We start from the raw sequence: 26,615 nt of genomic DNA, 5'->3' as shown, positions 1-26,615 counted from the left end.
AACAAGCGGAATTATCAATTTTATCTCTGGATCACGATGGCGCAGACTGGGGTACGTGAAAACGAAAGCGATTGTGTCCGTGGCGTACGCGTTCGCCGCGATCATGGTCGGTACCACGCTGCCGACCCCGCTCTACCCCATCTACCAGCACCAACTCGGCTTCGGCAGCGGCCTGACCACGGTCATCTATGCGGTTTACGCGGCCGGCGTACTGGTGCCGCTGTTGCTGTTCGGCCGCGCGTCCGATGTGCTCGGCCGCCGTCCGGTGCTGCTGGCCGCGCTGGGCGTCTCGGCCCTCAGCTCGCTGATCTTCCTGACCGGGCCGAGCCTGCCGGTGCTCTTTCTTGGACGGGTCGTCTCCGGTGTGTCGGCGGGGCTGGTGACCGCGGCGGCCGTCGCGACGATGGTCGACCTTGCCGACCCACACCACCGCCGCGTGGTCACGATGGCCGCCACCGCCGTCAACATGCTTGGCCTCGGCTGCGGGCCGCTGCTGTCCGGCCTGCTGGCCGACCTCGTGCCGCTGCCGCTCTACCTCCCGTACGCGGTGCAGTTCGCGCTGCTCGTACCGGCGACGGTGCTGGTCTGGCGGGCTGCACCGGCCACCCCGGCGGCGTCCGGGAAGGCGTTCCAGCGGCCACGGCTGGCGGTGCCACCGGAGGTGCGAGGGGTGTTCGTGCCGGCGGCGATCGCGGCTTTCGCGGCTTTCGCAGTCCTCGGGCTACTGACCGCGGTCGAGCCCGGTCTGCTCGCGACCACCCTTCACCAGACCGGGCACGCGGTGGCCGGCGCCGTGGTGTTCTCGATGTTCGCCGGCTCGGCGCTCAGCCAGCTCGTCTCGTCGCGCTGGCGGGACCACCTCGCGCTGCCGGCTGGCTGCCTCACGCTGGTCGTCGGGCTGGCCGCGATCGGCATCGCGCTGGCGCTCGCGTCGCTGCCGTTGCTGGCGATCGGCACCATCGTGGCCGGCGCCGGGCACGGCCTCAGCTTCCGGGCCGCGATGAACGCCATCACCGAGTACGCGCCAGCGGACCGCCGAGCCGAGGTCGTCGCCGCTCTGAACGTGGTCGCGTACGTCGGGATCTCCATCCCGGTGGTGCTGGTCGGCCTGGCGACCGCGGTCGTGGATCTGCGTACGGCCGCGATCGCCTTCGCGGTGGTGATGTCGCTGGTGGCCCTCGCCGCGATGGCCGCGCTGTTGCGGCTGAACCGGTCCGGCGCGGTCGTCACGTCCGCTGGCTGAGGACCTCCCGCAGGGTCGCCGCGAACTCCGCGGGCTTGCCCGGCATGCCGTATTCGTCGCCGAGGAAACCGCCGTGGTTGCTCGGAAAAGTCACTGTGGTCGTGCCCAGTCGCGCGGCCACCGCGCGCGTCGCGCGGGCCGGCAGCTGGTCGCTGGACTCCGCGCCAACGCCGAGTACGAGGCGGCTTGACGCCGACCCGATGGCGTCGAAATCGTGCTGGTAGTAGTTGCACGAGATGATGTTCAACCCGAGCAGCGCGTCGTTCCGGGTGCCGTCGTCGTCAGTTGGCAGCCCGAAGTCAGCGGGGTTGGGCGCCGGTTGGTCGGCGAAGTCGGCGGTGAACAGGCCGTCGTGGCTTACCAGGGCGATGAACTTCGCCATCGCGTGGCCGCTGCCGCTGCGCAGGTAGGTCTCGTGGATGTCCGTACACGCGGCCAGCGCCGCCTCGCGGTCCGGCAGCTCCTGGGTGACCGGCGGCTCGTGCGCCACGAGCGTACGAACCTGGTCCGGATGCTGAGCGATCAGCGCCAGTCCGTTGACCGCGCCGCCGCTGCTGGCGAAGATGTCGACCGGCCCGACGCCGAGCGCGGTGATCAATCGGTGCAGGTCATCGGCGTGTTCGTCGGGAGTGTTCTGCAGAGCTCCGTCGGTACGCTCGCTGCGCTCTGAGCCACGCGGGTCGTACGTGACGACCGTACGGTCGGTGAAATAGCTCGCGAGCGTACCGAATCCGCTGGCCGCCATCGGCGACCCGATCATCAGCAGCGTCGGCTCGGTGTCCGCCTCGCCTTCTCGCACGTCGTAATGCAGCACCGCGCCGGGAACTTCCAGTGTGTGCATTTTCGCCTCAGTCATGTCTTCTCCTCCTTGCCAGCTGTGACTCACCATGCCGGCGAAACTCATCGGTCCTTCGCCAACTCGCTCAGGAGAGCAGTCGGTCGTACGCGCCTTCGCTACCGCGGCGGCAACGGATGATAGGGCTGGTAGAGGCCGATTTCGGTGCCGCCGGGCAGTGCGATCGCGGTGATCGCACCCCAGCGCTGCTCGTCGACCGGCTTGGTGAAGGTGACGCCTTTCGCGGTCAGCTCCGTCATGGTGGCCGGGAGGTCGTCGCACATCAGGTAAAGCTCCTGGCGTGGCTCGTCGCCGGGATGGACCGCCAGTTCGGCGGGTGGCATCGCGAAGATCAGCCAGCCGCCGCCGGCGTCCGCGCTGGGATAGTCGAGCACGTCACGGAAGAACGCGCGGACTTCCTCGGCGTGGCTGCTGTAGACGATGGTGTGCAATCCAATGATGGCCATAGCTGTGTCTAGCGCACCTTGCTATCCGGTGGCGAGCTTGGCCAGCAGGCGGGTGAGTTGGGCCTGTTCTGGCTCGGTGAGCCGGGCCAGCAGCTCCGCGCTCATCCCGTCGACGACCGGCCGGGCACGTCTGAGCAGCTCACGGCCCCCAGGAGTCAGCCGCAGGAGCTTGCGGCGACGGTCCTGCGGGTCCACGGCCCGCCCGATCAGGCCACGACTTTCCAGGCGGAGCAGCAAAACCGCGAGAGTGGCCTTGTCGGTGGCGGCTGCCGAGGCAGCCGCGGACTGCTCGAGGCCGGGCTCGGCCTCGATCGCGCGCATGACGGCATACTGCGGCTTGGTCAGCTCGGGCACCTGGGCCTGCCAGTGCGCGTTGTGTTCCTGCAACACGATCCGCATCTGGTGGAATGCCGGCCAGTCCATCGAGCTAGTATAGGTCGTAGACGAATCGTTCGTGTACGAATAGTCTTCCCCCATGAAGGTGATCGTGGGCATGACCGGCGCGACAGGTGCGCTGATCGGCGTACGACTGCTGGAAGCGCTGCGGGACCTGCCGGCGGTCGAAACGCATCTGGTGATGACGCGATGGGCGAAAGTCACGCTGGAGCTGGAAACGTCGTACGCGGCGCATCAGGTGACCGCGCTGGCCGATGTCGTTTACGGCCCGGGGGACCAGGGAGCGCCGATCTCGTCGGGGTCTTTCCTTACCGATGCGATGATTGTCGTCCCATGCAGCATGAAAACGCTGGCTGGCATTCGCGCTGGTTACGCCGACGGGCTGGTGGGCCGGGCGGCTGATGTGACGCTGAAGGAAAGGCGTCGACTGGTGCTGGTGCCGCGCGAGACACCGCTCAGTGAGATTCATTTGGAGAACATGCTGGCGCTGGCCCGGATGGGTGTGTCGATCGTGCCGCCGATGCCGGCTTTCTACAACAACCCCAAAAGTGTCGACGACATCGTCGATCACCTCGTGGTCAGGATTCTCGACCAGGTCGGACTGCCGGCGTCGGACGCCGGCCGATGGAACGGACGCGGCTGATGGCGTACGACGACCTTCGGGCCTTTCTCGCCGAGTTGGACAAGAACGGCCAACTGCTGAGCATCTCCGAAGAGGTGACGGCCGAACCCGACCTGGCGGCGGCGGCGAACGCGGTCTCCCGTGTCGAGGGCTCTCCGGCGCTTTACTTTGACAACGTGCAAGGCTTTCGGGACGCGAAGATCGCGTTGAACGTGCACGGGTCGTGGCCCAATCACGCCCTCGCGCTGGGGCTGCCTCCGGACACCCTGGTACGCGAGCAGGTCGAGGAATTCGCTCGCCGCTGGGAGAATTTCCCGGTCCCGCCGGTGCGCCGCGTCAGTCCACCGTGGGCCGAGAACACTCGTACCGGCGACGAGGTCAACATCTTCGACGTGCTGCCGGTGTTTCGCCTCAACGACGGCGACAGCGGCTTCTTCCTGGACAAGGCCGCAGTGGTTTCCCGCGATCCGACCGATCCCGGGAATTTTGGGAAACAGAATGTCGGCATCTACCGGCTGGAAGTCAAAGGACCGCGAAGGCTCGGCCTGCAACCCGCACCCATGCACGACATAGCGATTCACTTGCAGAGAGCGGAAGAATCTCACGAGGATCTGCCGATCGCGATCGCTGTGGGCAACGATCCGGCGATCACGCTGGCAGCGGCGACTCCGATGGCGTACGACCAGTCCGAATACGAGCTGGCCGGTGCCCTGCGCGGCGAGCCGGCCCCGATCGCGACCGCGCCGCTGACCGGTCTGGACGTGCCGTGGGGATCGGAGGTGGTGTTGGAAGGTGTTGTGGAGGGCCGAAAACGGGAGCTCGAAGGCCCGTTTGGGGAGTTCACCGGGCACTATTCCGGCGGTCGCAAGATGCCGGTCGTACGCGTCGACCGCATTTCCTATCGTACGAACCCGATCTACGAGTCGCTCTATCTCGGCATGCCGTGGACCGAGCTTGACTACTTGATCGGACCTGCCACCTGCGTGCAGCTCTACCAGCAGCTGAAGGCGGATTTCCCGGAAGTGCAGGCGGTCAACGCGATGTACACGCATGGCCTGCTCGCCATTATTTCCACCAAGACTCGTTATGGCGGTTTCGCGAAAGCGGTCGGGATGCGGGCGATGACCACACCTCATGGCCTCGGTTATTGCAAGATGGTCATCGTGGTCGACGCGGAAGTCGATCCTTTCGACCTGCCGCGGGTGATGTGGGCGATGTCGACGAAAGTGAACGCCGCCGCCGACCTGGTCAACCTGCCGAATCTGTCCGTGCTGCACCTGGATCCGAGCTCGGAACCGGCGGGGATCAGCAACAAACTCATCATCGACGCGACCACGCCGGTCCCGCCGGATCGGCGCGGGCGGTTCGAACAGGCGGTGCATGACCTGCCCGAGACCGGCGACTGGGTGCGGCGGCTTCAGGCCGTACGAAAGGGAAAGCCGTGACCTGTCCACGGTGCGACCACAGCACGATCGCCGTCATGGCCACCTCGCCGGTGCCCGATGTCTGGGAGCTGTTGCGTTGCGCACGGTGCGGTTATGCGTGGCGTACGACCGAGCCGGCCCGGCGCACCACCCGCGCCGCCTATCCGAAGGTTTTCCAGCTCACCCAGGCCGACATCGACGCGGCGGTCGAAGTTCCGGTCGTACCAGAGCAGTAGCTTTGGGCATCTGTTGTGATGTGCGGCTTTTGGCCTGTTCGGGTACGTGACAGGGTGACGAAGATCGCTCCCCGTTCTGCATCGGTTCACCCGGTCCCGATACTGTGTCGCCCATGAGTAGGCGCGCGAAGATCGTCTGCACCATCGGTCCTGCCACGTCCTCCCCGGAGCGGGTAAGAGCCCTGGTGGACGCAGGCATGGACGTTGCCCGGCTGAACTTCAGCCACGGCAGCCACGAAGACCACCAGGCGGCGTACCAGCTGGTCCGGGAGGCGTCCGACGCCACCGGCCACGCGGTCGCCGTGCTGGCCGACCTGCAGGGCCCCAAGATCCGGCTCGGCCGGTTCAAGGACGGGCCGGTGGAGTGGCTGACCGGGGAGACGGTCACCATCACCACCGATCCGGTCGACGGCACCCACGACCTGGTCTCGACGACCTACGACAAGCTGTCGAAAGAGGTGTCGGTCGGCGACCGGCTGCTGATCGACGACGGCAAGGTCGCGGTCGAGATCACCGCGCTGGACGGGCCGCGGATCCGCTGCCTGGTCATCGAGGGCGGGCCGGTCAGCAACAACAAGGGCATCTCGGTGCCGGAGTCGGCGCTCTCGGTGCCGGCGCTGTCCGAGAAGGACATCGCGGACCTGAAGTTCGCGCTGGACCTGCGGGTGGACATGATCGCCATGTCGTTCGTACGGGAGGCCAGCGAGGTCGAGCTGATCCGCCAGATCATGGACGAGCACGGCGGCGGCCGGCTGCCGGTGATCGCCAAGCTGGAGAAACCGCAGGCCGTCGACAACCTCGAGTCGATTGTGCTGGCCTTCGACGGCATGATGGTGGCCCGCGGCGACCTCGGTGTCGAGCTGCCGCTGGAGCAGGTGCCGATCGTCCAGAAGCGCTGCATCCAGCTCTGCCGGGAGAACGCGAAGCCGGTCATCGTGGCCACCCAGATGCTCGACTCGATGATCGAGAACTCCCGGCCGACCCGCGCCGAGGCCTCTGACGTGGCCAACGCCGTGCTCGACGGCGCCGACGCGCTGATGCTGTCCGGCGAGACCGGGGTCGGCAAGTTCCCGATCCTGACCGTGCGGACGATGAGCAAGATCATCACCTCCGTCGAGGAGGCCGACTGGGGAGTGCCGCCCCTGCAGCACGACCCGCGTACCAAGGGCGGTGCCATCGCCCATGCGGCGAAGAACATCGCCGAGGTGCTGGACGCGCGCGCGATCGTCGCCTTCACGCTCTCCGGCGACACGGTCCGGCGACTGGCGCGGCAGCACACCCGGCTGCCGATCCTGGCTTTCACGTCGATCCCGGCCGTACGGAACCAGCTCGCGCTTTCCTGGGGTGTCGAGACGTTCCTCACGCCCATGGTCGCCCACACCGACGATATGGTGCGAGCGGTCGATGCGTCGCTGCTGTCGATCGGGCGGTTCCCGGCCGGTGACAGCGTGGTGATCGTGGCCGGCAGCCCGCCCGGGACGGCCGGTTCGACCAACGCCGTCCGGGTGCACCAGTTGGGCTCGGACACCACCGGCTGACAGGAGTAAGACGTTGGGGGACCCGCTGCGCGGCCAACCGGCCGTCGACCGGCTGCTGAAACTGCTGGACCTGGAGCAGCTGGAGGTCGGTTACTTCCGTGGCGTGAGCCCGGAGGTGTCGCTGCAGCGGGTCTTCGGCGGTCAGGTTGCTGGCCAGGCACTGGTGGCCGCCAGCCGTACGGTGTCCGTCGAGCGCTCGGTGCACTCACTGCACGGCTATTTCATCCGCGCCGGCGACCCGGCCGTGCCCATCCTCTACACCGTCGAGCCAGTACGGGACGGCCGCTCGTTCACCACCCGGCGGGTCACCGCGATCCAGCACGGTCGTGCGATTTTCTTCATGTCAGCTTCGTTCCAGGTGACCGAAGAAGGTTTCAGCCACCAGAGCGAGCTGCCCGAGGGGGTGCCAGCTCCGGAGGAGCTCCAGCCGGTCTGGGATGTCGTACGCAGGAACCTCCCTCCGGACGCGCCGTGGAACGTGATGGACCACCCGATCGACCTGCGCTACGTCGGGGTGCCCGGCTGGGTTTCGGCCGGCACCCGGCCGAAGTCGGATCGGCAGCAGGTGTGGATGCGGATCGACGGGAAGCTGCCCGATGACCAGGCGTTGCACGCCTGCGCTTTGACGTACGCGAGCGACCTGACGCTGCTGGACTCGACGCTCGCCGTGCATGGCAAGACGTGGGCCGAGGTCAGCAGCGCCAGCCTCGACCACGCCGTCTGGTTCCACCGGCCGTTCCGCGCCGACGAGTGGTTCCTCTACGACTGCAGCAGCCCGTCGACCTCCGGTGGCCGCGGCCTCGCTTCCGGCCGCTTCTTCACCGCCGACGGCACCCACATCGCCACTGTCCTGCAGGAAGGCCTCATCCGCCCGGCCCGTCCCCGATAGCGTTCAGACGGCGGCTTGTATGGTGGCCCAGGCGGCAGTGACGTGGGCGCGGGTGGTTTGCGGGGCGCCGATGGCGAAGCGCAGGGTGTAGGCGCCTCTGACGCGGGTGTGGGTCAGGTAGAGCTCGCCGGCTGCGTTGAGTGTGCTGAGCAACTCCTCGTTGGCCGCGTCCTCGCCGCGCAATCGGAAGCACACCAACGAAAACTGGTGGTCGGTGACGATTTCGAAGCGGTCGTCGGCCTCGACGAGTCCGGCGAAATATTCGGCGAGGGCGACGCCGGAGCGTACGTGCGCGCGCATCCCTTCAGCGCCGTACCACCGGATGACGCTCCACAACTTCAACGACCGGAACCTGCGGCCCAGCGGCGCGTGCCAGTCTCGGTAGTCGATCACCGCGTCCGACTCGGTGGCGGTATTTCGCAGATATTCCGGCAAAACACTGAGGGCGCCAATCAGTGCCGCGCGGTCGCTGGTGAAGAAGATGTCGCAGTCGAAGTTGGTGAGCAGCCATTTGTGGCCGTCCGTGCAATACGAGTCGGCCAGCTCGACCCCGTCGTGCGAGTCGCGCAGCTCGGGGCAGAGCGCAGCGGCGCCGGCATAGGCGGCGTCGATGTGCAGCCAGATGTTGTTGGCCTGGCACAGCTCACCGATGACCCGGACCGGGTCGACGGCGGTGGTCGACGTCGTACCGATGGTGGCCACCACCAGTGCCGGCGTGAGCCCAGCGGCCTTGTCGGCGGCGATCGCCTCGGCGAGCTTGTCGGTCCGCATCCGGAGCTTGTCGTCGACCTCGATGACCCGCAGTTGCGCGGACCCGACCCCGGCCATGTTGACCGCTTTTTCCACGCTGGAATGGGTTTCCGTCGACGTGTAGACAGTGAAGCGGCCGTTGGCGCCACGCTCGCGCACCTGCCCGCCGCTGGCCCGGTGCAGCGCCGCGACCACCGCGACCAGCGCCGCCGACGAGGCCGAGTCCTGGATGACACCGCCGCCGGCCGACGTCGATCTGTAGGCCGCTGGGAGGCCGAGCAACTCGGCCATCCAGTCCATCACCCGGGTCTCGACCTCGGTGCACGCCGGGCTGGTCGCCCACAGCATGCCCTGCACGCCGAGCCCGGCCGACAACATGTCGCCGAGCACGGACGGACCGGTGGTGGGAGCTGGGAAATACGCGTAAAACTGCGGATGCTGCCAGTGCGTGATGCCGGGCAGCACGATCTCGTCGAGGTCGGCCAACATGTTCTTGCTGAAGTCGGCGGACCGCTCGCCCTGCTCGGGCGGGTGAGCGGGCAGCCGGGCCGCGATCTCGCCAGGCGAGACCTGCGACAGGACCGGATATTTCTCCACTCCGGCCCAGTAATCGGCGATCCAGTCGACCACGGTGTGGCCATGGGCGCGGAACTCTTCGGGCGTCATGTGCGGCGAATCTGTCACGCCTTTCAGCGTACGGACGCCCACCGACATCGAATGCCCTTCAGGGCAGGGTCAGTGGGTAAGGTCAGCGATCGCGACGACCTTCTCGATGCGTACGCGTACGAGCAGCTCGCCCGGCGCCGCGTTGCGCTTGCCGTAGTCCTCGGCCGCTTCGGCGCCCATATAGCGGCCGCCGAGTCGGGTTCCCCAGGTCAGCAGGTCGTCCAGGTCTTCGCTGATGGTGGCGGTGCCCTGGATCGTGACGAAGGAGAACGGCGGGTGCGGGTCGTCGACGGAGATCGACACCCGCGGGTCGCGTACGAGCGATTTTCCCTTGACCGACGTCGAACCGGTCATGAAGACGATGTCGTCCCCGTCGAGGTCAAACCACACCGGCGCCACGTGCGGTCGGCCGTCGGCTCGTACGGTCGCGACCATCCCGGTCCGCGTCCCGTCGGTGATGAACTGTCGCCACTCTTGCTCGGTCATCGGGTGCGCTGCCATATCGGTCACCCTAGCTCCGCGCCCCGCGTCCCGCTCTCTCGGTGTTGATCTTGTTTAGTTGGCCTACCCAAAGCGGACATGCGTACGAAATATCCCTTTTGGATAGGCTAACTAAACAAGATCAACAACGGGAAGCGGGACGGGAGAATAGCAGGTGGGTGGCGGAGGGAAGTGGGTTTCCACAGGGGGAAGGGGGATCCACAGATTGCGGTACGGGCGCGGTGAACCAGGGGAAGCGCTGCCAGGTTTGGGGGCATGGCGAAAGAGAAACCGCTTCCTGCGTTGCCGGTGGGATTCCGGCGGGAGATCGCGCTTGAACGTGGGGTAAGCGCGAGGCAACTCCGTGGAGCGCGATTCGAGCGACTCTCGTACGGCAAGTATGTCGTTCGTGGTCGGTCTGGCGACGGGTGGCAGGCGCTGCTCGCGGCTCTGCCGCCCAGTGCCGCAGTTAGTCATGTTTCTGCTCTGCGGCTGCTCGGTTGTCCCATACCGTGGCAGCTCAGCGAAGACGAATCGCTACATGTCACGGTGCCGCAAGGGCATGGGTATCCGCGCCATCCGCTCATCACCGCTCACGGCCGGATCCTGCCGCCCGAGGATCGGATGATCCTGGACGGCACCTCGGTGACCAACGCCGAGCGGACATTTCTCGATCTCACCACCGAACTGTCCGCCGAGTCTTTGGTCGTCGTTGGCGATGGACTGATTCGAGCCGGTTGGACAAGTCGCGACCACCTGCTTGCGCGAGCGGAGGCTGCGTACCGACGACGTGGCGCGCTTCTCGCCCGTAAGGTGACGCCTATCCTGGATGGCCGTTCTCAGTCACCGCCGGAAAGTATGTTGCGGTTTCGGATCATCAGCGACTATCTCCCAGCACCCGAACCGCAATGCCCAGTCACCACGGCATCCGGGGTGGTCGTCGGTCATTCCGACCTCGGTTGGAAACGGTGGCAGGTCGCCGCCGAGTACGAAGGACGACACCACGCCGACGATGATGAGCAGTTCGGCTACGACATCGAGCGATACACAGCAATGGCCGCCGCGGGCTGGATCGTGTTACGGGCCGCCCGCAGCGACCTGCGCGACGGCAGTCGCCGCTACCTCGCGCAGGTCCGCCGCACCCTCGCCAGCCGCGGCGCCCCCTGCTAAGTACAAAAACGTTGTTGATCTTGGTTACTTTGCCTACCCAAAGCGGACATGCGTACGAAGTATCCCTTTTGGATAGGCCAACTAAACAAGATCAACAACGGGAAGGTTAGCGGATGTGCAGGCCGGAGATGGCGCGGGAGATGACCAGGCGCTGGATTTCGCTGGTGCCTTCGAAAATGGTGAAGATCTTGGCGTCCCGGTACATTCGTTCGACGGGGTGTTCGCGGCTGTAGCCGGCGCCGCCGAGGATTTGTACGGCGCGCTCGGCCGACCAGACGGCGACCTCGCCGGCTTTGAGCTTGGACATCGAGCCTTCGGCGGCCTCGAAAGGCTTACCGTTGCGGCCCATCCAGGCGGCCCGCCAGACCAGCAGCCGGGCGCAGTCGATCTCCATTTTCATGTCCGCGAGGGTGAACGCGATCGACTGGTTGTCGATAATCGGCCGGCCGAACTGGACCCGATTTTTGGCGTATTCCAAGGCATAGTCGTACGCGGCGCGGGCGATGCCGACGGCCTGTGAGCCGACCGTCGGGCGGCTCAGCTCGAAGGTCTGCATGGCGGCCTGCGAGCGGCTCTGCTGGGGCGCCTTGCCGGCCTTGACGTCGCGGGCACGAGCCAGCCGCTCGTCGAGTTTGTCCTTACCGCCCAACAAACACGAGCCTGGCACGCGTACGTCGTCAAGGAAGATGTCCGCGGTGTGCGAGGCGTGCAGGCCGAGTTTCTTGATTTTACGGGTGGATTCCAGGCCTGGTGTGCCAGGTGGCACCACGAAGGCCGCCTGCCCGCGAGCCGCCAGCTCTGGATCGACGGACGCGACCACCACATGTACGTTCGCGATGCCGCCGTTGGTGATCCAAGCCTTCTGTCCGTTGAGGACCCACTCGTCCTTGGCCTCGTCGTAGCGGGCCCTGACCTTCATGGACGACACGTCGGAGCCGGCTTCTGGCTCTGATACGGCGAAAGCGGCGACCTTGGGATCGTCCGCGTCACCGAAACACTGCGGCACCCATTCGGCCAGCTGGTCGGGCGTACCAGCGGAGAAAATGCCGGCGACGCCAAGCATCGTGCCGAAAATCGCCAGCCCGATGCCGGCGTCGCCCCAGAACAGCTCCTCGTTGGCGATCGGCATCGACAGACCGGTCGGGTCGGCCCAGAAGGTCGCCATCGTTTCGAAGCTGTACAGCCCGATCTTGGCCGCCTCGGAGATGATCGGCCACGGCGTTTCCTCGCGCTCGTCCCATTCCGAGGCGGCCGGGCGCAGTACCTCGGCGGCGAAACCGTGCACCCAGTCGCGCAGGTCCCGCTGGTCTTCGTCCAGTTCCAGGGAAAAGGTCATCTCACGCTTTCGGGATGTCGAAGTAGTTGGTCAGCCCGGCGCCGAGCGCGAGGTCGCCGGCCAGCTGCAGCTTTTTCGTCATGAACAGGGTCGGTCCGGAGGCGTTTCCGGACACCAGCCTGAGAAAGTTGACACCGTCGGTGGTGATCGTGAGGCGCGGCTGTCCCTCACTGCCGGGGCCCACGGTGCAGCCGCCGTTCGCGATGTGCAGCTCGTACCGGTCGTACTCACCGTCCGGGCGGCCGCTGATCCGCCACCGGATGATCGCGTCCATCGAGGTGATCTTGTCCTTGCGGACCCGCCGGGCCATCTGCGCGAAGATCTCGTCGAGCACCAGGTTGCGGTGCTCGCCGGTCATCAGCTGCTCGAGCTCGTCCTTCGGGGTCGTCTTCACCAACCGGGCGAGCTCGGCCGCGTCCATGTTCGCGAAGTCGAGTTGGCTGGGATCGAACGTGGTCATCTGGCGTCCCTTCTTACTTACCAGTAAGATTACTTGCGGGTAAGTTTAGGACCTGATGGATAGAGTGCGCAACGTGACCGGGAAGACCAAACGGCTGCCACGGTACGTACGTGAGCAGCAGATGTTGGACGCGGCGGTGCAGATGTTCGCCCGCCGCGGCTACCACGCTGCCTCGATGGACGAGGTGGCGGAGCTCGCGGGTGTGTCCAAGCCGATGGTCTACCTCTATCTCGGCAGCAAAGAGGAGCTCTTCCTGGCCTGCATCCGCCGCGAGGCGGGCCGGTTACTGGACGCGTTCGCTGGCCAGGTTAACCAGGCGGATGCTCCTGACCAGCAGCTTTGGCACGCGCTGCGGGCCTTCTTCGTGCTGGTCGCGGAAAATCGGGATTCGTGGCGGGTGCTGCACCAGCAGGCGCCGGCGCACGGCGAGCCGTTCGCCGGCGAGGTGGCCGCGATGCGTACGGCCATCATCGCCTTCGCGGCCGACCTGATCGACCAGAACATCCGCTCGCGGGGCGTGTCCGAGGCCACCGAGCACGACGTGTCCGCGCTGGCCCACGCCCTGGTGGGGGCGGGCGAGTCGCTCGCCGACTGGGCCACCGAGCACCCGGACGAGGACCCCGCGACCACCGCTCGCCGGCTGATGAACTTTGCCTGGATGGGCCTGGACAACCTGCTGCACGGTTCCATCTGGCGGCCCTGAGCGCGCTAGAGGGTGTGCAGATGGCCTGCGAGGTGCGGAGCGCGGCCGGTGACCGAGAAGTCCCAGCCGTCGGGCGTACGCGATGCCGAGAAAGTGGCTCGGCTGGGGAGCGGCAGCGGCTTGGCGAAGTCGACGGCCACCTCGTACGAGTCAGGTAAGCGCGAGTCCAACGTGGCCAGGCAGCGGGCCTTCGTATACATCCCGTGCGCGATGGCGGTCTTGAAGCCGAAGAGCCGGGCGGTCGCCGCGTGCAGGTGGATGGGGTTGCGGTCGCCGGAGACGGCGGCATAGCGGCGGCCGGTGTCGGCTGGCAGCCGCCAGATCGCGGTCGGTGGGGTCACCGCGACGGGCCGGTCGGACGACCCGGACCCAGACGACGTGCGGTGCAGGTACGTGCTGCGGCTCGTCCATGCCAGGCCGTCGCTAGTGTACGCCTCGGACATTATCGCGAACTGGATGCCGCGCCGGTGCTCTGCCAGATCCGACGCGTAAACCCGCAGCTCAAGTGTGTCGTCGGCGGACAGCGGCCGGATCTGGGTGATCACATTCCGGATGTGTACGAGGCCCATCAAGGCAAACGGGAAGGCCCGGTCCGACATCAGCCGCATCGCCATCGGGAAGGCCAGCATGTGCGGATAGGTGGACGGCAGGCGGTCGCTGGTCGGGAAGCCGCAGACCTGCGCGTACGCGGCCAGATGCGGACGCGAGACCGTGACACCGGGCATCGTGAGCGACGTGTCCGGCAGGATCCCGCCCGTCGGCCCGAGTCCCGGAAGGCTGCGCATAAGGACGGTCGCGTACGTACGAGCGAGGCTTGGTTGTTCAGTGACCAGCATCAGGCCCCCAGCAGACTCTGGCCGCAGACGCGCACGACGCAGCCGCTGACGCCGGCCGAGCCGGGGTGCGCCAGCCAGGCGATCGTCTCGGCCACGTCGATCGGCAGGCCGCCCTGCGCGAGGCTGTTCAGCCGCCGGCCGACCTCGCGAACCGTGACCGGCATGCTCGCGGTCATCTTCGTTTCGATGAATCCAGGCGCCACCGCGTTGATCGTGGCGGGCAGGGAATGCAGCCGGGGCGCCAAAGTCTGGGCGAGGCCAATTACACCCGCTTTGGTGGCACCATAATTCGTCTGGCCAGCGTTGCCGGCGATGCCCGCGATCGATGCCAGGCCGACGATCCGTCCGCCCGTACGAAGCACCTGGTGCTCGACGAAATGGTCGTTGATTCGCGCCGGTGCCACCACATTCACCGCGAGGACCGAGTCCCACTGGGCCTCGCTCATCCGGGCGAGCGTCTTGTCACGGATGATGCCGGCGTTATGGACGACGATGTCGACGCCCTGATGTCGAGTCGACAGGTGCTCGGCGAGCGCGGCCGGCGCCTTCTCGGCGGTGATGTCCAGCTGCAGGCTCGATCCGCCGACCGCGTTGGCGACTCGTGACAGGTCCTCGCCCTGCGCTGGTACGTCGAGGCAGACGACGTGAGCGCCGTCGCGGGCCAGCGTTTTCGCGATGGCGGCGCCAATTCCGCGGGACGCACCGGTCACCAGGGCGACTTTGCCGGCCAGTGGGCGGTCGTGGTCTTGCACTTGCGGTATCTCGGCCACGCCGACGCGTACGACCTGCCCGGAAACGTACGCGGACTTGCCGGACAGGAAGAACCGCAGCGTCGATTCCAGTGCGTCCTCGGCGCCCTCGGCCACGTAGATCAGCTGTGCGGTGGCGCCGCGTCCGACCTCTTTGCCGAGCGATCGTACGAAGCCTTCCAGCGCTCGCTGAGCGACCGCCTCGGCGACGTTTTCTGTTGACTCAGGCGCAGTTCCGAGGACCAGGACGCGCCCGGATGGACGCACCGACCGGACGACCGGATGGAAGAAGTCGTAGAGCTCGCGCAGCTGCTCGGGGGCAATGATCCCGGTCGCGTCGAAGACGAGTCCGTATGGCGAAGCACTGTCCGCCGTTTCGATACCAATGGCTTCCAGGGTCTTCGTCAGGGTCGACAGCAGTCGGCCGTGCCCGCCGAGCAGCACCGGCCCGGCCGCGATCGGTTGGCCGGGCTCGTACCGGCGAAGGCGGACCGGCCGGGGCAGGCCGAGTCGCTGGGCGACTGCCTTGCCTGGACCGGAGGAGACGAACTGCTGGTAGAGATCGGCCATACCCCATCCTTACTTGCGAGTAAGTCTACTCGCAAGTATGGTCGGTTTCACCCGCTCTCGCCAGTGCCAGGAGACTCGTATGAGCCCGCAGATCCGCCGCGTGGGCATTGTCGGCGGCAACCGCATCCCGTTCGCTCGCTCCAACAGCCGGTACGCGACGGCGTCCAACCAGGACATGCTGACCGCGGCTCTCGACGGTCTGATCAGCCGGTTCTCGTTGCAAGGGGAGTTGCTGGGCGAGGTCGTCGCGGGCGCGGTTCTCAAGCACAGCCGCGATTTCAACCTCACCCGGGAAGCCGTGCTCGGCAGCAAGCTGGATCCGCGTACGCCCGCGTACGACGTGCAGCAGGCCTGCGCGACCGGGCTGGAGACGGTGACGCTGGTCGCGAACAAGATCGCGCTCGGCCAGATCGAGGTTGGCATCGCCGGCGGGGTGGATACCGCGAGCGACGCGCCGATCGGGGTCAACGAGGATCTGAGGCGGCTGCTTTTACGTTTCAACCGCGCGAAAACTCCACTGCAGCGGCTGGCCCTGGTGGGATCGCTGCGGCCCTGGCAGATCGTGCCGGAGATCCCGCGCAACGCTGAGCCGCGGACGGGCATGTCGATGGGTGACCATGCGGCATTGACCGCCGCCCAGTGGGATGTCGGACGGCAGGAGCAGGACGAGCTGGCCGCGGCGAGCCACCAGCACTTGGCGGCCGCGTACGACGACGGATTCTTCGACGACCTGGTCACACCGTATTTGGGGCTGACCCGCGACCAGAACCTGCGGCCCGATTCTTCGGTGGAAAAGCTGGCGAAACTCAGACCCGCGTTCGGAGATCGGGACACCGGCACGATGACTGCCGGCAATTCCACTCCGCTGACCGACGGCGCCTCCACCGTTTTGTTGGCCAGCCAGGAATGGGCAGAGGAGCACCACCTGCCCATCCTCGCCTACGTTGGTGACGTACAAGCCGCGGCCGTGGACTTCGCGCTCGGCGAGGACGGGCTGCTGACCGCGCCGGTTTATGCGGTGCCCAAGTTGCTTGCTCGCGCCGGTCTGTCGCTCGCTGATTTCGACTACTACGAAATACACGAAGCGTTCGCCTCACAGGTGCTGGCCACCTTGAAAGCCTGGGAAGATCCGTCTTTCTGCAAGGAAAAACTAGGCCTTCCCGGAGCTCTGGGCACTGTCGATCGTACGAAGCTGAATGTGCACGGTTCCTCGCTTGCCGCCGGTCACCCCTTCGCGGCCACCGGCGGCCGGATCGTCTCCACGCTGGCCAAGATCCTGCACGAAAACGGCGCAGGCCGCGGGCTGATCTCGATTTGCGCCGCCGGCGGCCAGGGCCTGGTCGCGATCCTGGAGACCTGACCCCTACCTGATTTTTCCAAAGAACGTACGGATGCCGGCGACCAGCGAGGCCGGCGCTGCCATCGCGACCATGTGGCTGCCGCTGCGCCCATCGCCCCAGTCCACAATGGAGTTTCGTCGCTCGGCGATCCGGCGTAGCGCCGAAGATCCACCATGAGAGACGCCAGTTGGTACGGCGGTCTGGTCGATCGGCATTCCGGCGGCGCCCTCATAATAGGTCCACGACGAAGACGCCGCGGTCTCGGTGAGCCAGTAAATGCTCGCGTTGGTAAGGATTTTGTCCCGGTCGATCGGCTCGGCCGGCTCCGCGTCGGTCGGCCAGCCATCGAATTCCTTGAACCTTTCCACCAAAAAAGCCAGCTGTGCCACCGGTGAATCGGTGAACCCGTACGACAACGTCTGCGGTCGGTTGGTCAGATAGGGCCCGTAGCCGCTGCCGCCGGTGAAGTGTTTCGCCATTTCAGCGAGGCTCGCGGTCTCCTCGGCGGTGAGTCCGGCGAACTCGGCCGGATCGCCGGTCGGCACCCCGAGGCCGGCGGTGATGTGTGAACCGACCACGTGTTCGGCGTCGATGACGGCGAGCTGCGGGGTCACGAGCGCGCCGGCATCGTTGCCGTGCGCGCCATATCGCTGGTAGCCGAGCCGGCTCATCAGCTCGGCCCAGGTCTGGGCGACCCTGGCGATGCTCCACGGCCGCTGGTCGGCCGGCGCCGGAAAGGGAGAGAAAGCGAATCCGGGCAGGGAGGGCGCGACCACGTGGTACGCCTGCGCCGGGTCGAGCCCGTGCGCTCGCGGGTTGGTCAGCGGGCCGATGATGTCGAGGAACTCGGCGACCGTGTTCGGCCAGCTGTGGGTGAGGATCAGCGGCAGCGCGTCTGGTTCTTGCGAGCGTACGTGCAGAAAATGCACCCGCTGGCCGTCGATTTCGGTGGTGAACTGGGGAAATTCGTTCAGTTTGGCTTCCCATTCGCGCCAGTCGTACGCATCGCGCCAGTAGTCCGCCAGCTCGCGGAGGTAGTCGACCGGCACCCCTGCGCTCCACCGGGCGCCAGGCAGCGCGGCCGGCCAGCGGGTGCGCGCCAGCCGTTGCCGCAGGTCATCGATGCGAGCCTGGGCGATCTCGATGCGGAAGGAGCGGATCTCGGGTGACATTGTCGTCCTCTGGTCGTGGTCGAACCTTGCTGTTGATGACCACACTAGGGGCGGTAGGGGACAGCTTCTGTCCTCTACTTTGCCATTGTCAGGGTGCGTTCGTGGGCTGGCTTGGTCGCGAGCCACGCCAGTGCGGTGGCGAGGACGTACGCGCCGCCGACCGCGATCAGCGGTGCTGTCAGGGCCGGCCCGCCGGTGGCCACCAGCAGCGATCCGAGCAGGGCCACGCCGAGTGCCCCACCGGCCTGCCTGGCAGCGTTGAGCACGCCGCTCGCGAGGCCGGCTCGGTCCGCGTCCAGCGCGCCGAGCGCGACCGAGGTCATCGCCGGCATGGTGAGCGAACACAGCCCGAGCACCGCGGATCCGGTGATGATGACGGCGATTGACGGGTGCGGCCCGGCGAAACCCAGCATCAGCGCGCCGATCGCGCCGCAGGTCATGCCGGCCAGCATCGGCGGACGGGGACCGAACCGCGCGGTGAGGCGCCCGCTCGCGGTGGCGCCGACGCCGATCATCACGGTTAGCGGGAAAAGCGTACCGCCGGCCGCCAGCGCGGTCAGATGATGGCTCTGCTGCAGGAAAAGCGACAGGCACAGCAGCGCCCCGTACAAGCACAGATTGAAGAGCAGACCGAGCAGTACGGTCGCGCTGAAGGCGGCAGACCTGAAGATGGACAGCGGCATCATGGGCGCGGCCGACCGACTTTCGGCCCAGCCAAAGGCGCCCGCGGCCACCGCGCCGACGGCGAGCAGGACCAGCGTCAGCGGGCTCAGCCAGCCGCTGTGCCCCGCCTCGATGCATCCGGCGGTCGCGGCGGTCAGCCCGACAACGCCGGTGATCATGCCGGCCACATCGAATTTGCGTGTGTGGGTAAGGGAAGTCTCAGGTACGGCCCGGAGCAGCAGCACCACGGTGAGGGCGCCGATCGGGAGGTTGGCGAGGAAAATGATCCGCCAGCCGGCGAATGCGACCGTCAGGCCGCCAAGGACCGGACCAGCGGCGAGGCCGAGGCTCGCGATCAGTCCCCAGACCCCGAGCGCCCGCGCTCGCTCGCGACCGGTTGGGTAGAGCCGCGCCAGCAACGTCAGCGAACAGGGCAGCAGGGCCGCCGCCCCGATTCCCTGCACGGCCCGGGCCGCGACGAGGACTCCCAAGGTGGGCGCCGCCGCGCAGGTGGCCGACGCGATCGTAAAGAGCAGCAACCCGGCGAGATAGATCCGCCGGGCGCCCCACTGGTCGGCGAGCGAACCGGTGGTGAGCAGCAGGCCGGCGAGCGCGAGTGTGTAGCTGTCCACGATCCACTGCAGCCCAGTCAGCGTCCCGCCCAGGTCCTGTCCGATCGCCGGCAGCGCGACGTTGACGATCGTCGCGTCGAGCTGGATCAGCAGAAATCCCATGCAGATCGCGATGAACGCCATCTTCGGTTTCGTTGTGACCATGTGTTCTGACGCTAGGCCCGGAACAGTTCGGCCCCCGCCGAACTCATGGGCGTACGCCGCTGGCCACCTTCTCGGTCAGCGGTGTTTTGACAGTTCGGCAGTGGCCCGGGTTAGCGTAGGGGCTGAACCTTGGGTCAGGAGGCTGCTATGCGCGGACCGGTACGGATCGGCAACTTCTCCGGCTACCTGGGCGACCGCTTCACCGCGATCGACGAGGTGATGGCCGGCGATCCGGTGGACGTGCTGATGGGCGACTACTTGGCCGAGGTCACCCTCGCCGCGCTTTCCGGCCGGGACGGCCGCCGCGGGTATGTCAGCTACTTCCTCGATCAGATCAGGCCACATCTGGCGGCGATCGCTGAGCGGGGAATGAAAGTCGTCACGAATGCCGGCGGCTTCGACCCCGCTGGCCTGGCCGACGCGCTCTTGAAAGCGGCGGCAGAGGAAGGCGCGGACGTACGGGTGGCATATGTCGAAGGCGATGATGTGTTGTCGCGGCTGCCGGAATATGAGCGCGCTGGCCATTTAATGGAGAACCTGGACTCCGGTGAACCGCTGTCGGCATGGGGTTTGGAACCGTTGGCAGCCAACGCGTATTTGGGCGGCTGGGGAATTGCCCGCGCGCTCGCCGAGGGTGCGGACATCGTGGTTTGTGGCCGAGTAACCGATGCGTCCCTGACGGCCGGGCCGGCCGCCTGGTGGCACGACTGGGCGTTTGACGACTGGAATGCGCTGGCCGGAGCCGTCACCGCGGGTCATGTCATCGAATGCGGTCCGCACGCCACCGGTGGGAATTTCTCTGGATTCACCACGATCCCGCACCTGCTGGTGCCAGGTTTCCCGATCGCCGAGATCGCCGCGGACGGCAGCAGTGTGATCACCAAGCACGCGCGCGACGGCGGCGCGGTCACGGTCGACACGATCACTGCCCAGCTGGTGTACGAAATTCAGGGCCCGCGCTATTTGAATCCCGATGTCACGGTCCATTTGGACACCGTCGAGCTGGCGGCGACCGGTCCGGACCGGGTGGAAATCCGTGGCGCCACCGGCTCGCCGCCGCCACCGACCACCAAGGTCGCCGTTTTCGCCTTGCTGGGTTACGAAATCGTCAACACCATATTTGTCACCGCGCCCGAGGTGACCGCGAAGATCGACCTGCTGCGAGCCCAGATCGGTCGTGACCTGCCGGCCGGTGTCGAGCTGAGTTTTACCCGGATTGGTACGGCCGCTGACGATCCGCAAACACAGTGGGACGCGACGGTCGCGCTCCGGGTGATGGCCACCGCCGCCGAGCGCGAGCCGCTGGCCCGCTTCGGCCTGGCTCGTCGCCTCAGTTCGCTTTACTTGCAAAGCATTCCGGGATTCTTCCACGACGGCGCTTCGCAGCTGACCGGTACGCCCAAGCCGCGGATCGACTACTGGCCAGCGCTGCTACCGCTGACCGCGGTCGATCATCGGACGTTTTTCGAAGGCCAGACGTACGAAATCTCGCCGCCCGAGCAAAGCGAAACAGCGCCGCAGCCGGTCCATCCGGAGCCGGTTGGCGCTCTTTCGCCGGAGGACGTGCGAAATCTGCCGCTCGGGACTGTCGCGTACGCACGCAGCGGAGACAAGGGCGGCAACAGCAACGTTGGCATCTGGGCCCCGGACGAGCGGGTCTGGCCGTGGCTGCGGCTGGCACTGTCCACAGTGGAGCTGCGGCGGCTCGTACCGGAAATCAAGGAGCTTGAGGTGATACGCCACGAGTTCCCGCACCTGCGTGCGGTGCATTTCGTGCTGCGTGGGCTGCTGGGCACCGGTGGCTCGGCGAACCTGCGGGTCGACCAGGTCGGCAAGGCGGTGGGAGAGTATTTACGCGCCAAACACGTGCCTATTCCGGTGCGGCTGTTGTCCGAGCAGGGGAGTGTCGATGTCACTGACTGACCGTCTCGCCAAGGCGGCCGCCAACCCGGCCACCGACGACGACTTCGACCCGCGCGCCACGCTGGCCGAGGTGCTCGCCGGCATCGGCGTCGACCTGGCCGACACCGGCGGGAGTTTTTCCTTCCAAGGCGCCGATCCAGTAGTGCCGAGCACGTTGCGGTTGGGAGCCGCGTCGGCGATCGCGTTGGCGGCGAAGTCGGCCACCATCGCGAAACTGTGGCGGCTACGCGGCGGGCCGGGCCAGCACATCGGGGTCGACCTGCGGGTCGCACCGCACCGGCTGTGCCCGTTCTATGACCGAAAATGGGAGCTCCTGAACGGATATCCGCCAGGCTCGCCGGCGAACGCGACCAACGCGCTCGGGTTGGCGTTCTATCGTACGGCCGATGATCGCTGGGTGATGCCACTGAACCTCTACCCGAAAATCAAGGTGGCCGCACAGAAACTGCTGAATGTGCCGGACGACGCCGATGCCGTCGCGGCGGCCGTGGCTCGCTGGCGAGGACGCGAGTTGGAGGAGGCTGGAGCGGCCGCCGGGGTGGTGATGCCGATGCTGCGCAGCACCGAAGAACTGCTGACCGAGCCGCATTATCGGGACGTGCTGGCTGACCTCCCGTTGATCGAGATCACCAAAATCGGGGACAGTGAACCGGTCCCGTTGCCGCCCGGCGCCGCGCAACCACTGTCGGGCGTACGAGCGCTGGGAATGGGACACGTCATCGCTGGGGCCGGAGTGGGGCGGGCGCTCGCGCTGCATGGCGCGGACGTACTCAACCTCTGGCGGCCGTACGAGCTGGAACACGATGTCACGTATGCCAGCGCGAATGTCGGCACCCGATCGGCCACCGTCGATCCGCGTTCGTTGGAAGGAAAGGAAAAGATCCACGCACTGCTGGCCGGCGCGGATGTTTTCTATGCCAACCGGCGACCTGGATATCTGGATCAGATCGGTCTCTCGCCGCAAGAGGCCGCGGCCGTACGCCCCGGGATTATTCACGCGACCGCCTCGCTGAACGGGCCGCACGGGCCGTGGGCGGATCGGGTCGGTTTCGACCAGACGGCCGGAAGCCTGGTCGGCATGATGACGTTGGAGGGCGACGGCGACCGGCCCGCGCTGCCGCCGATCATGGTCGTCAACGACTACGTCACGTCGTGGCTGATGGCCGCGGGCATTGTCGAGGCACTGGCCCGGCGGGCTGTCGACGGCGGCAGCTACCGCGTGCATGTTTCGTTGACCCGGGCCGCATTGTGGATCCTCAGCATGGGCATCTTCGACCGGCCGTACGCGCTGCGGACCGCTGGCCAGGGGACCGAGCACGCGTATCTCGACCCGGAGACCTTCGTCGCGGACACCCCGCTTGGCCGCTACCAGGGTGTCACCGACCAGGTGTCGATGTCACAAACCCCCGGGCACTACGACACGGTGCTGGTGCCGCGCGGCTCCTGCCGGCCGGAGTGGCTCGCCGGCTGAATTCGGGCTCAGCCGTCGGATTGTTGACAATCGGACAGTCGGCTCGTACGTTGCGGAGACCGCCCGGAGAAGGAGAGGCATGCCCCGATACATCACCATCTCCCTGGACAAGCGCGGCGTGACCTGCCGCGCCCGCCTGCTCGACGAGGAGGCGCCGCGTACGTGCGCCGCCGTCTGGGACGCCTTGCCGCGGTCCGGCGACGCCTATCACGCGAAGTACGCCCGCAATGAGGTTTACACACTGCTGCCGGCCTTCGCGGAACAGGCGCCCGGCCCGGAAAATCCCACCGTGACGCCGATCCCGGGCGATGTCTGCTATTTCGGTTTCGAACCTTGGCAAATCGGCAACGCGTCTTACGGCTACGACCAAGGGAGTGAGGCCCACAGTGGTGAGCACGTGGTCGATCTCGCGCTCTTCTACGGTCGCAACAACCTGCTGATCAACGGCGACCAAGGCTGGATCCCAGGCAACGTTTTCGGTGCCATTGAAGAAGGTCTGGCCGAGATGGCCGCCGCCGCGCAGGACCTTTGGCTGCGTGGCGTGGAAGGTGAGACATTGTCCTTCCGACGCGCCGACGTTTAGACCTTCTTGGCGGCGAAATCCAGCAGTTCTTCAGTGAGCTGGTCCTGATGCGTCAGGTAGATGGCGTGCGGCGCGTTCGGATAGACGGCGAGCCGGCTGCCGGGCACCAGGGCCGCGATCCGCTGGCCGCACAGCTCCGGCGGGGCGGACACGTCGTGGGTGCCCTGGACCACCAGCGTCGGCACGGTGATTGAGACCAACTCAGCCCGGAAGTCGGCTTCCAGATTGGCTCGGTAGCAGTCCATCGCCGCCTGGAGTGACACCCGTAGGCCGTCCCGCTGCGTCCATTCCTGACTGGCCACCGAAACGTCGCACCCCGGCACGTCCACGCCGACGTACGGCCCGATGTTTTCCACGCCCCACTGGGGAAGATCCTTCTTCATACTGTCTCGAAGCAGGTCTGTGAGCGCCGGATCGATGCCGTCCGGATTGTCGTCGGACCGCAGCAGACGCGGCATGGTGGACCCGACCAGCGCGACGCCGGCGACGCGCGCTGACCCATGCCGGCTGAGGTAGCGAACCACTTCGCCGCCGCCCATGGAATGCGAGATCACGGTGACGTTGGCGAGGTCCAGATGTTCCAGTAGCGCGGCCAAATCGTCGGCCAGTGTGTCGAAGTCGTACCCGCGGCCGGGGTCGTCGGACCGGCCGTGGCCGCGCCGGTCATAGCAAACTGCCCGAAAACCGCGCTCGGCGGCGGCGAGCATCTGGTATTGCCACATGTCACCGCTCAAAGCCCACCCGGCCAGGAAAACCACCGGCGCGCCGGTGCCCCAGTCCCGGTAGAAGAGGTCGGTGCGGTCAGTCGTACGCAATGTCGGCATCAGTATTCCCTCGCTCACACGGGTTCGTCGATGGAGGGAATTTTGGCAGCCCGGCGTCACTCGCGCGATTACCCGTGAGGTGATGCCTGATGGCGCAGGGGGCTACTCGATGCTGTCGTCTGACGCCTTTTTTGATGCGTACTCTGGAAAGAAATCGTCCAAGAGATCGGCAATAAGCTTCGTCGCACCGAACAACGAGTTGCTCGCCCACTCGCAGTCGTCATACAGGAGCGTGGGATTGCGGGCGTCCCTGAGTCGAGGATCGTCTGGGCGGATCCGCGCTATTTGGCAGAAGGCAAGAGTGCGGTCGGCGGCAGCACACATCATCGACCAGGCGATTAGTTCGGTCTTCAGTGCTTCAGGCGCCAGCCGATCGTTCGACTGGGCGGACTGGAAGGAGATCCAGCTTCGCCTGATCTCCTCATCGTGAGGGGTCGCCGTTGCCGTGCCTGTACGCAGGAGAGGTCGATGCCAGCGAGCCTCCGCGAAGGCGCGCTGGCGCAGCAGGTGGCCCGCGCTGAGAACGAGGAGGCGAGCCGGATCGAGCCGAAGACGGACTTCGCTCGGCCGCCATCGATGGATCCAGTCCAGAAACAGTTGGGTGGCGTCGATTTCGCGGGACCAGGTCCACAGGTCACGAGCCGTCTGCATTCGGCTGATCGGTGGGTCGACCAAGGCTGTGTCTCCTTGACTCGTGGACTAACAGGGTGGTGGGCCCGGGTGCCGGCGCTGGCCCCATCGCCGGCACCGGGCGGTTCAGGCCGGCCGGGCGGTCGGTGGGACCCTGCGGATGGCGGCCGCGACCGGGGTGTTTTCAAGTATCCGCAGCAAAATCGCCTCGACTTTGACGGTCGGGACGTCGGCGAAGGTGTACGCCTCGCCACTTGCCGGCATCCAGGCGATGTGCGCGACGCTGGCCCGGGAGTGCAGGCGGCTGCACCACTGGTCGTACCGCTCCGCCCACATCCGGTCGGACAACGGTCGCGGCGCGGCTACGGCGAACATCGCGCGCATGCCACGCATCCCCAGCGGCCCGGTGAGCCGGTGGTCGTACGGCATCCCGGCGGCTCAGATCAGCGACGCGTGGACCGCGCGCACCCGACCGCGTACATGATCGGCGACCGTACGCCACCGGCCGTCGTCTTCGGTGCGGATCAGCGGGTGTGAGCAGAGCCGGCATTTGCGCAGCTCAAGGACCTCGCCGGCGGGCCGGCAAAGGATGCCGAGGCGTTGCCCCGGCTGATGGTGGTGGGTGTCCCGCATGGCTACTCCCGGATGGCGGTGGCTTTTGTCGTGCAACTTCACTGAGCGCTACCATCCCACTGCAAAGGTGGCAGCGCAAGTCTAGCTAGAGAGAAGTTGCAAAAAATGACAGACGACCGTGAGAACTGGCAGGATGTACCGGTGGCCCGTTCCTATATCCGCGCAAGGCGCATCGGCATCGCGTTGCAGGGTTTCCGCAAGGATGCCGGCTTGACGCTGGAGCAGGTGGCCGCCGAGCTGTCGATGAACAAGTCGACGATCAGCCGCATCGAGGCCGCCCAGACGGTGACTCGACCGCAGACCGTCCGGATGATGCTGAATTTGTACGGCATCCAAGACAAAGACGAAGTCGAGCGGTGGGCGCAGCTCGCCAAGGAGGCGAAAACCAAGGACGCCTGGTGGTCCGGCTTCGACCTCCCCAACCGCCTCGCCGACCTGGTCGCCCTGGAGACGGACGCCATTTCGATCTCCGTCTACGAGGCGTCGGTGGTCCCGGGAATTGCGCAGACGGAGCGGTACGCGCGAACAATAATTGAGGATCAGGCGCCCGTTCCGCTCACCGAGGCAGTGATCAACGAGCGAGTCGAGATTCGTATGCGCCGCCAAGAACGGCTTGTAGCAGACGTCGACCCACCGCAGGTTGCGATAATTTTGGACGACAGCGTGCTCCAACGCTCGGTAGGTGGCCCGGAGGTCATGAAAGACCAGGCCCAGCGCCTTATTGAACTCGGACATCGACCGAACATCACTGTTCAGATCGCGCGAATAGCGGACGGAGTCCATCTTGCGCTGCCCGGCTCGGTGACGCTGCTGGAGTTCAACGACCTTATGCCGGCAAGCATCTACCTCGATACCGTGGCGGGTGATTTGCTGATCGACGCCCCCGAAGCTATTCAACGGGTGCAGCGCGCGTTGAAGGCGATCCGGTCCCATGCTTTGTCGCCGGACGAAAGTCGCCGCCTTCTTGAGATTGCGGCAAAATAGGAGTATCACCCATTGAGAGAAAGGACTCCACGATGCTGGCCCCAACGTGGCGCAAGTCCAGACGTAGTCAAAGCGACAACAACTGTGTTGAGGTCGCGGACGTACCGAGGATTTTGCTCGTGCGCGACTCCAAGCTCGGCGAACAATCCCCTCATCTGGGCTTCGACCCAGCTCGGTGGCGTACTTTCGTGACTGCGGTGAAAGTTGACGGTTTCACCGCCTAACCAGTTCCGTTTCGTACGGCCT

At 66.3% G+C, this 26,615-nt stretch carries 29 protein-coding genes; 14 read left to right on the top strand and 15 right to left on the bottom strand.

What is annotated here, in order from left to right:
* Window positions 1-55: 55 nt before the first annotated feature.
* Complete coding sequence (locus ABD301_RS23170; protein ID WP_344312529.1) at window positions 56-1,243, top strand: MFS transporter; 1,188 nt, start codon at window positions 56-58, stop codon at window positions 1,241-1,243.
* On the opposite strand, the gene ABD301_RS23165 is transcribed toward ABD301_RS23170, so the two are convergent.
* From ABD301_RS23165 to ABD301_RS23155, 3 genes are all read right to left on the bottom strand, one after another.
* A complete protein-coding gene (locus ABD301_RS23165) occupies window positions 1,227-2,099 on the bottom strand; it encodes an alpha/beta fold hydrolase (protein WP_344312528.1) in 873 nt (290 codons plus the stop codon). The genes ABD301_RS23170 and ABD301_RS23165 overlap by 17 nt on opposite strands.
* Window positions 2,100-2,197: 98 nt before the next feature.
* Window positions 2,198-2,545, bottom strand: a complete 348-nt coding sequence (locus ABD301_RS23160) for a VOC family protein (protein WP_344312526.1) — start codon at window positions 2,543-2,545, stop codon at window positions 2,198-2,200.
* Between the two features lie 21 nt (window positions 2,546-2,566).
* Window positions 2,567-2,968 carry a MarR family winged helix-turn-helix transcriptional regulator gene (locus ABD301_RS23155; protein WP_344312524.1) on the bottom strand — a complete coding sequence of 134 codons (402 nt, stop codon included), beginning with the start codon at window positions 2,966-2,968 and terminating at the stop codon, window positions 2,567-2,569.
* Between the two features lie 52 nt (window positions 2,969-3,020).
* Here ABD301_RS23155 and ABD301_RS23150 point away from each other — a divergent pair, with 52 nt between their 5' ends.
* The 5 genes from ABD301_RS23150 to ABD301_RS23130 all read left to right on the top strand — a co-directional run bounded on the left by ABD301_RS23150 (window position 3,021) and on the right by ABD301_RS23130 (window position 7,650).
* Complete coding sequence (locus tag ABD301_RS23150; protein WP_344312523.1) at window positions 3,021-3,584, top strand: non-oxidative hydroxyarylic acid decarboxylases subunit B; 564 nt, start codon at window positions 3,021-3,023, stop codon at window positions 3,582-3,584.
* Window positions 3,566-5,008 (top strand): non-oxidative hydroxyarylic acid decarboxylases subunit C, encoded by a 1,443-nt coding sequence (locus ABD301_RS23145; protein WP_279581974.1) that lies wholly within the window; start codon window positions 3,566-3,568, stop codon window positions 5,006-5,008. The genes ABD301_RS23150 and ABD301_RS23145 overlap by 19 nt, the downstream gene beginning before the upstream one ends.
* The gene (locus ABD301_RS23140; protein ID WP_163571571.1) at window positions 5,005-5,223 is read left to right on the top strand and encodes a non-oxidative hydroxyarylic acid decarboxylases subunit D; all 219 of its coding nucleotides are present in this window, start codon (window positions 5,005-5,007) and stop codon (window positions 5,221-5,223) included. Before ABD301_RS23145 ends, ABD301_RS23140 begins: the two co-directional genes overlap by 4 nt.
* A gap of 113 nt (window positions 5,224-5,336) precedes the next feature.
* Window positions 5,337-6,761 carry a pyruvate kinase gene (gene pyk / locus ABD301_RS23135; protein WP_344312521.1) on the top strand — a complete coding sequence of 475 codons (1,425 nt, stop codon included), beginning with the start codon at window positions 5,337-5,339 and terminating at the stop codon, window positions 6,759-6,761.
* Between the two features lie 13 nt (window positions 6,762-6,774).
* Window positions 6,775-7,650, top strand: a complete 876-nt coding sequence (locus ABD301_RS23130; protein ID WP_163571573.1) for an acyl-CoA thioesterase — start codon at window positions 6,775-6,777, stop codon at window positions 7,648-7,650.
* A gap of 3 nt (window positions 7,651-7,653) precedes the next feature.
* On the opposite strand, the gene ABD301_RS23125 is transcribed toward ABD301_RS23130, so the two are convergent.
* Both ABD301_RS23125 and ABD301_RS23120 read right to left on the bottom strand, forming a co-directional pair.
* Complete coding sequence (locus ABD301_RS23125; RefSeq protein WP_344312520.1) at window positions 7,654-9,084, bottom strand: aminotransferase class V-fold PLP-dependent enzyme; 1,431 nt, start codon at window positions 9,082-9,084, stop codon at window positions 7,654-7,656.
* A gap of 51 nt (window positions 9,085-9,135) precedes the next feature.
* The gene (locus ABD301_RS23120) at window positions 9,136-9,567 is read right to left on the bottom strand and encodes a PPOX class F420-dependent oxidoreductase (protein ID WP_279581977.1); all 432 of its coding nucleotides are present in this window, start codon (window positions 9,565-9,567) and stop codon (window positions 9,136-9,138) included.
* A gap of 255 nt (window positions 9,568-9,822) precedes the next feature.
* On the opposite strand from ABD301_RS23120, the gene ABD301_RS23115 reads away from it, so the two are divergent.
* Window positions 9,823-10,716 carry a hypothetical protein gene (locus ABD301_RS23115; RefSeq protein WP_163571577.1) on the top strand — a complete coding sequence of 298 codons (894 nt, stop codon included), beginning with the start codon at window positions 9,823-9,825 and terminating at the stop codon, window positions 10,714-10,716.
* 106 nt (window positions 10,717-10,822) lie between these two features.
* Here the strand turns inward: ABD301_RS23115 and ABD301_RS23110 are convergent, their stop codons facing one another.
* Entirely contained in the window at window positions 10,823-12,052 is a 1,230-nt protein-coding gene (locus ABD301_RS23110) for an acyl-CoA dehydrogenase family protein (RefSeq protein ID WP_279581978.1), read from the bottom strand.
* 1 nt (window position 12,053) lies between these two features.
* The gene (locus ABD301_RS23105; RefSeq protein ID WP_163571581.1) at window positions 12,054-12,512 is read right to left on the bottom strand and encodes an SCP2 sterol-binding domain-containing protein; all 459 of its coding nucleotides are present in this window, start codon (window positions 12,510-12,512) and stop codon (window positions 12,054-12,056) included.
* A gap of 73 nt (window positions 12,513-12,585) precedes the next feature.
* Between ABD301_RS23105 and ABD301_RS23100 the strand changes: the two genes are divergently transcribed.
* Window positions 12,586-13,215 (top strand): TetR/AcrR family transcriptional regulator, encoded by a 630-nt coding sequence (locus tag ABD301_RS23100; protein WP_279581979.1) that lies wholly within the window; start codon window positions 12,586-12,588, stop codon window positions 13,213-13,215.
* Between the two features lie 5 nt (window positions 13,216-13,220).
* Here ABD301_RS23100 and ABD301_RS23095 read toward each other — a convergent pair whose 3' ends face one another.
* Window positions 13,221-14,051: a MaoC family dehydratase gene (locus ABD301_RS23095; RefSeq protein WP_344312518.1), complete on the bottom strand. Its 831-nt coding sequence runs from the start codon at window positions 14,049-14,051 to the stop codon at window positions 13,221-13,223.
* Window positions 14,051-15,370 carry a 3-oxoacyl-ACP reductase gene (locus ABD301_RS23090; protein ID WP_344312517.1) on the bottom strand — a complete coding sequence of 440 codons (1,320 nt, stop codon included), beginning with the start codon at window positions 15,368-15,370 and terminating at the stop codon, window positions 14,051-14,053. Before ABD301_RS23090 ends, ABD301_RS23095 begins: the two co-directional genes overlap by 1 nt.
* 79 nt (window positions 15,371-15,449) lie before the next feature.
* On the opposite strand from ABD301_RS23090, the gene ABD301_RS23085 reads away from it, so the two are divergent.
* Window positions 15,450-16,730 carry an acetyl-CoA C-acetyltransferase gene (locus ABD301_RS23085; protein ID WP_163571584.1) on the top strand — a complete coding sequence of 427 codons (1,281 nt, stop codon included), beginning with the start codon at window positions 15,450-15,452 and terminating at the stop codon, window positions 16,728-16,730.
* A 3-nt stretch (window positions 16,731-16,733) separates the two neighbouring features.
* On the opposite strand, the gene ABD301_RS23080 is transcribed toward ABD301_RS23085, so the two are convergent.
* Together ABD301_RS23080 and ABD301_RS23075 are read right to left on the bottom strand one after the other, a co-directional pair.
* Window positions 16,734-17,882 (bottom strand): epoxide hydrolase family protein, encoded by a 1,149-nt coding sequence (locus tag ABD301_RS23080; RefSeq protein ID WP_344312514.1) that lies wholly within the window; start codon window positions 17,880-17,882, stop codon window positions 16,734-16,736.
* Between the two features lie 74 nt (window positions 17,883-17,956).
* On the bottom strand, window positions 17,957-19,321 hold the full coding sequence (locus ABD301_RS23075) for an MFS transporter (RefSeq protein WP_344312513.1): 1,365 nt from the start codon (window positions 19,319-19,321) through the stop codon (window positions 17,957-17,959).
* Window positions 19,322-19,468: 147 nt separating this feature from the next.
* Between ABD301_RS23075 and ABD301_RS23070 the strand changes: the two genes are divergently transcribed.
* From ABD301_RS23070 to ABD301_RS23060, 3 genes are all read left to right on the top strand, one after another.
* Window positions 19,469-21,244, top strand: a complete 1,776-nt coding sequence (locus tag ABD301_RS23070; RefSeq protein WP_344312512.1) for an acyclic terpene utilization AtuA family protein — start codon at window positions 19,469-19,471, stop codon at window positions 21,242-21,244.
* Window positions 21,231-22,715, top strand: a complete 1,485-nt coding sequence (locus ABD301_RS23065) for a CoA transferase (RefSeq protein ID WP_344312510.1) — start codon at window positions 21,231-21,233, stop codon at window positions 22,713-22,715. Before ABD301_RS23070 ends, ABD301_RS23065 begins: the two co-directional genes overlap by 14 nt.
* Before the next feature lie 79 nt (window positions 22,716-22,794).
* Entirely contained in the window at window positions 22,795-23,298 is a 504-nt protein-coding gene (locus tag ABD301_RS23060) for a DUF3830 family protein (RefSeq protein WP_163571588.1), read from the top strand.
* Here ABD301_RS23060 and ABD301_RS23055 read toward each other — a convergent pair.
* From ABD301_RS23055 to ABD301_RS23040, 4 genes are all read right to left on the bottom strand, one after another.
* Window positions 23,295-24,140: an alpha/beta fold hydrolase gene (locus tag ABD301_RS23055; protein ID WP_344312509.1), complete on the bottom strand. Its 846-nt coding sequence runs from the start codon at window positions 24,138-24,140 to the stop codon at window positions 23,295-23,297. The two genes, ABD301_RS23060 and ABD301_RS23055, sit on opposite strands and share 4 nt — an antisense overlap.
* 84 nt (window positions 24,141-24,224) lie before the next feature.
* Window positions 24,225-24,797: a hypothetical protein gene (locus tag ABD301_RS23050; RefSeq protein WP_163571594.1), complete on the bottom strand. Its 573-nt coding sequence runs from the start codon at window positions 24,795-24,797 to the stop codon at window positions 24,225-24,227.
* 81 nt (window positions 24,798-24,878) lie between these two features.
* Entirely contained in the window at window positions 24,879-25,181 is a 303-nt protein-coding gene (locus ABD301_RS23045) for a hypothetical protein (RefSeq protein ID WP_163571596.1), read from the bottom strand.
* Between the two features lie 9 nt (window positions 25,182-25,190).
* On the bottom strand, window positions 25,191-25,385 hold the full coding sequence (locus ABD301_RS23040; protein WP_279581985.1) for a hypothetical protein: 195 nt from the start codon (window positions 25,383-25,385) through the stop codon (window positions 25,191-25,193).
* 105 nt (window positions 25,386-25,490) lie between these two features.
* Here ABD301_RS23040 and ABD301_RS23035 point away from each other — a divergent pair, with 105 nt between their 5' ends.
* Window positions 25,491-26,369, top strand: a complete 879-nt coding sequence (locus ABD301_RS23035) for a helix-turn-helix domain-containing protein (RefSeq protein WP_344312507.1) — start codon at window positions 25,491-25,493, stop codon at window positions 26,367-26,369.
* Window positions 26,370-26,401: 32 nt separating this feature from the next.
* Window positions 26,402-26,593 (top strand): DUF397 domain-containing protein, encoded by a 192-nt coding sequence (locus ABD301_RS23030; protein ID WP_344312505.1) that lies wholly within the window; start codon window positions 26,402-26,404, stop codon window positions 26,591-26,593.
* Window positions 26,594-26,615: the final 22 nt, after the last annotated feature.

The sequence above is a fragment of the Fodinicola feengrottensis genome (assembly GCF_039530045.1).
Lineage (GTDB): Bacteria > Actinomycetota > Actinomycetes > Mycobacteriales > HKI-0501 > Fodinicola > Fodinicola feengrottensis.
This window is presented reverse-complemented; position numbering and strand designations above follow the sequence as displayed.

Coding starts and splice junctions, on each gene's coding strand:
- ABD301_RS23165 (WP_344312528.1), bottom strand. CDS start 2,099: ATGACTGAGGCGAAAATGCACACACTGGAAGTTCCCGGCGCGGTGCTG.
- ABD301_RS23160 (WP_344312526.1), bottom strand. CDS start 2,545: ATGGCCATCATTGGATTGCACACCATCGTCTACAGCAGCCACGCCGAG.
- ABD301_RS23155 (WP_344312524.1), bottom strand. CDS start 2,968: ATGGACTGGCCGGCATTCCACCAGATGCGGATCGTGTTGCAGGAACAC.
- ABD301_RS23150 (WP_344312523.1), top strand. CDS start 3,021: ATGAAGGTGATCGTGGGCATGACCGGCGCGACAGGTGCGCTGATCGGC.
- ABD301_RS23145 (WP_279581974.1), top strand. CDS start 3,566: ATGGAACGGACGCGGCTGATGGCGTACGACGACCTTCGGGCCTTTCTC.
- pyk (WP_344312521.1), top strand. CDS start 5,337: ATGAGTAGGCGCGCGAAGATCGTCTGCACCATCGGTCCTGCCACGTCC.
- ABD301_RS23120 (WP_279581977.1), bottom strand. CDS start 9,567: ATGGCAGCGCACCCGATGACCGAGCAAGAGTGGCGACAGTTCATCACC.
- ABD301_RS23115 (WP_163571577.1), top strand. CDS start 9,823: ATGGCGAAAGAGAAACCGCTTCCTGCGTTGCCGGTGGGATTCCGGCGG.
- ABD301_RS23110 (WP_279581978.1), bottom strand. CDS start 12,052: ATGACCTTTTCCCTGGAACTGGACGAAGACCAGCGGGACCTGCGCGAC.
- ABD301_RS23105 (WP_163571581.1), bottom strand. CDS start 12,512: ATGACCACGTTCGATCCCAGCCAACTCGACTTCGCGAACATGGACGCG.
- ABD301_RS23095 (WP_344312518.1), bottom strand. CDS start 14,051: ATGCTGGTCACTGAACAACCAAGCCTCGCTCGTACGTACGCGACCGTC.
- ABD301_RS23090 (WP_344312517.1), bottom strand. CDS start 15,370: ATGGCCGATCTCTACCAGCAGTTCGTCTCCTCCGGTCCAGGCAAGGCA.
- ABD301_RS23085 (WP_163571584.1), top strand. CDS start 15,450: ATGAGCCCGCAGATCCGCCGCGTGGGCATTGTCGGCGGCAACCGCATC.
- ABD301_RS23080 (WP_344312514.1), bottom strand. CDS start 17,882: ATGTCACCCGAGATCCGCTCCTTCCGCATCGAGATCGCCCAGGCTCGC.
- ABD301_RS23075 (WP_344312513.1), bottom strand. CDS start 19,321: ATGGTCACAACGAAACCGAAGATGGCGTTCATCGCGATCTGCATGGGA.
- ABD301_RS23070 (WP_344312512.1), top strand. CDS start 19,469: ATGCGCGGACCGGTACGGATCGGCAACTTCTCCGGCTACCTGGGCGAC.
- ABD301_RS23065 (WP_344312510.1), top strand. CDS start 21,231: ATGTCACTGACTGACCGTCTCGCCAAGGCGGCCGCCAACCCGGCCACC.
- ABD301_RS23060 (WP_163571588.1), top strand. CDS start 22,795: ATGCCCCGATACATCACCATCTCCCTGGACAAGCGCGGCGTGACCTGC.
- ABD301_RS23045 (WP_163571596.1), bottom strand. CDS start 25,181: ATGCCGTACGACCACCGGCTCACCGGGCCGCTGGGGATGCGTGGCATG.
- ABD301_RS23040 (WP_279581985.1), bottom strand. CDS start 25,385: ATGCGGGACACCCACCACCATCAGCCGGGGCAACGCCTCGGCATCCTT.
- ABD301_RS23035 (WP_344312507.1), top strand. CDS start 25,491: ATGACAGACGACCGTGAGAACTGGCAGGATGTACCGGTGGCCCGTTCC.
- ABD301_RS23030 (WP_344312505.1), top strand. CDS start 26,402: ATGCTGGCCCCAACGTGGCGCAAGTCCAGACGTAGTCAAAGCGACAAC.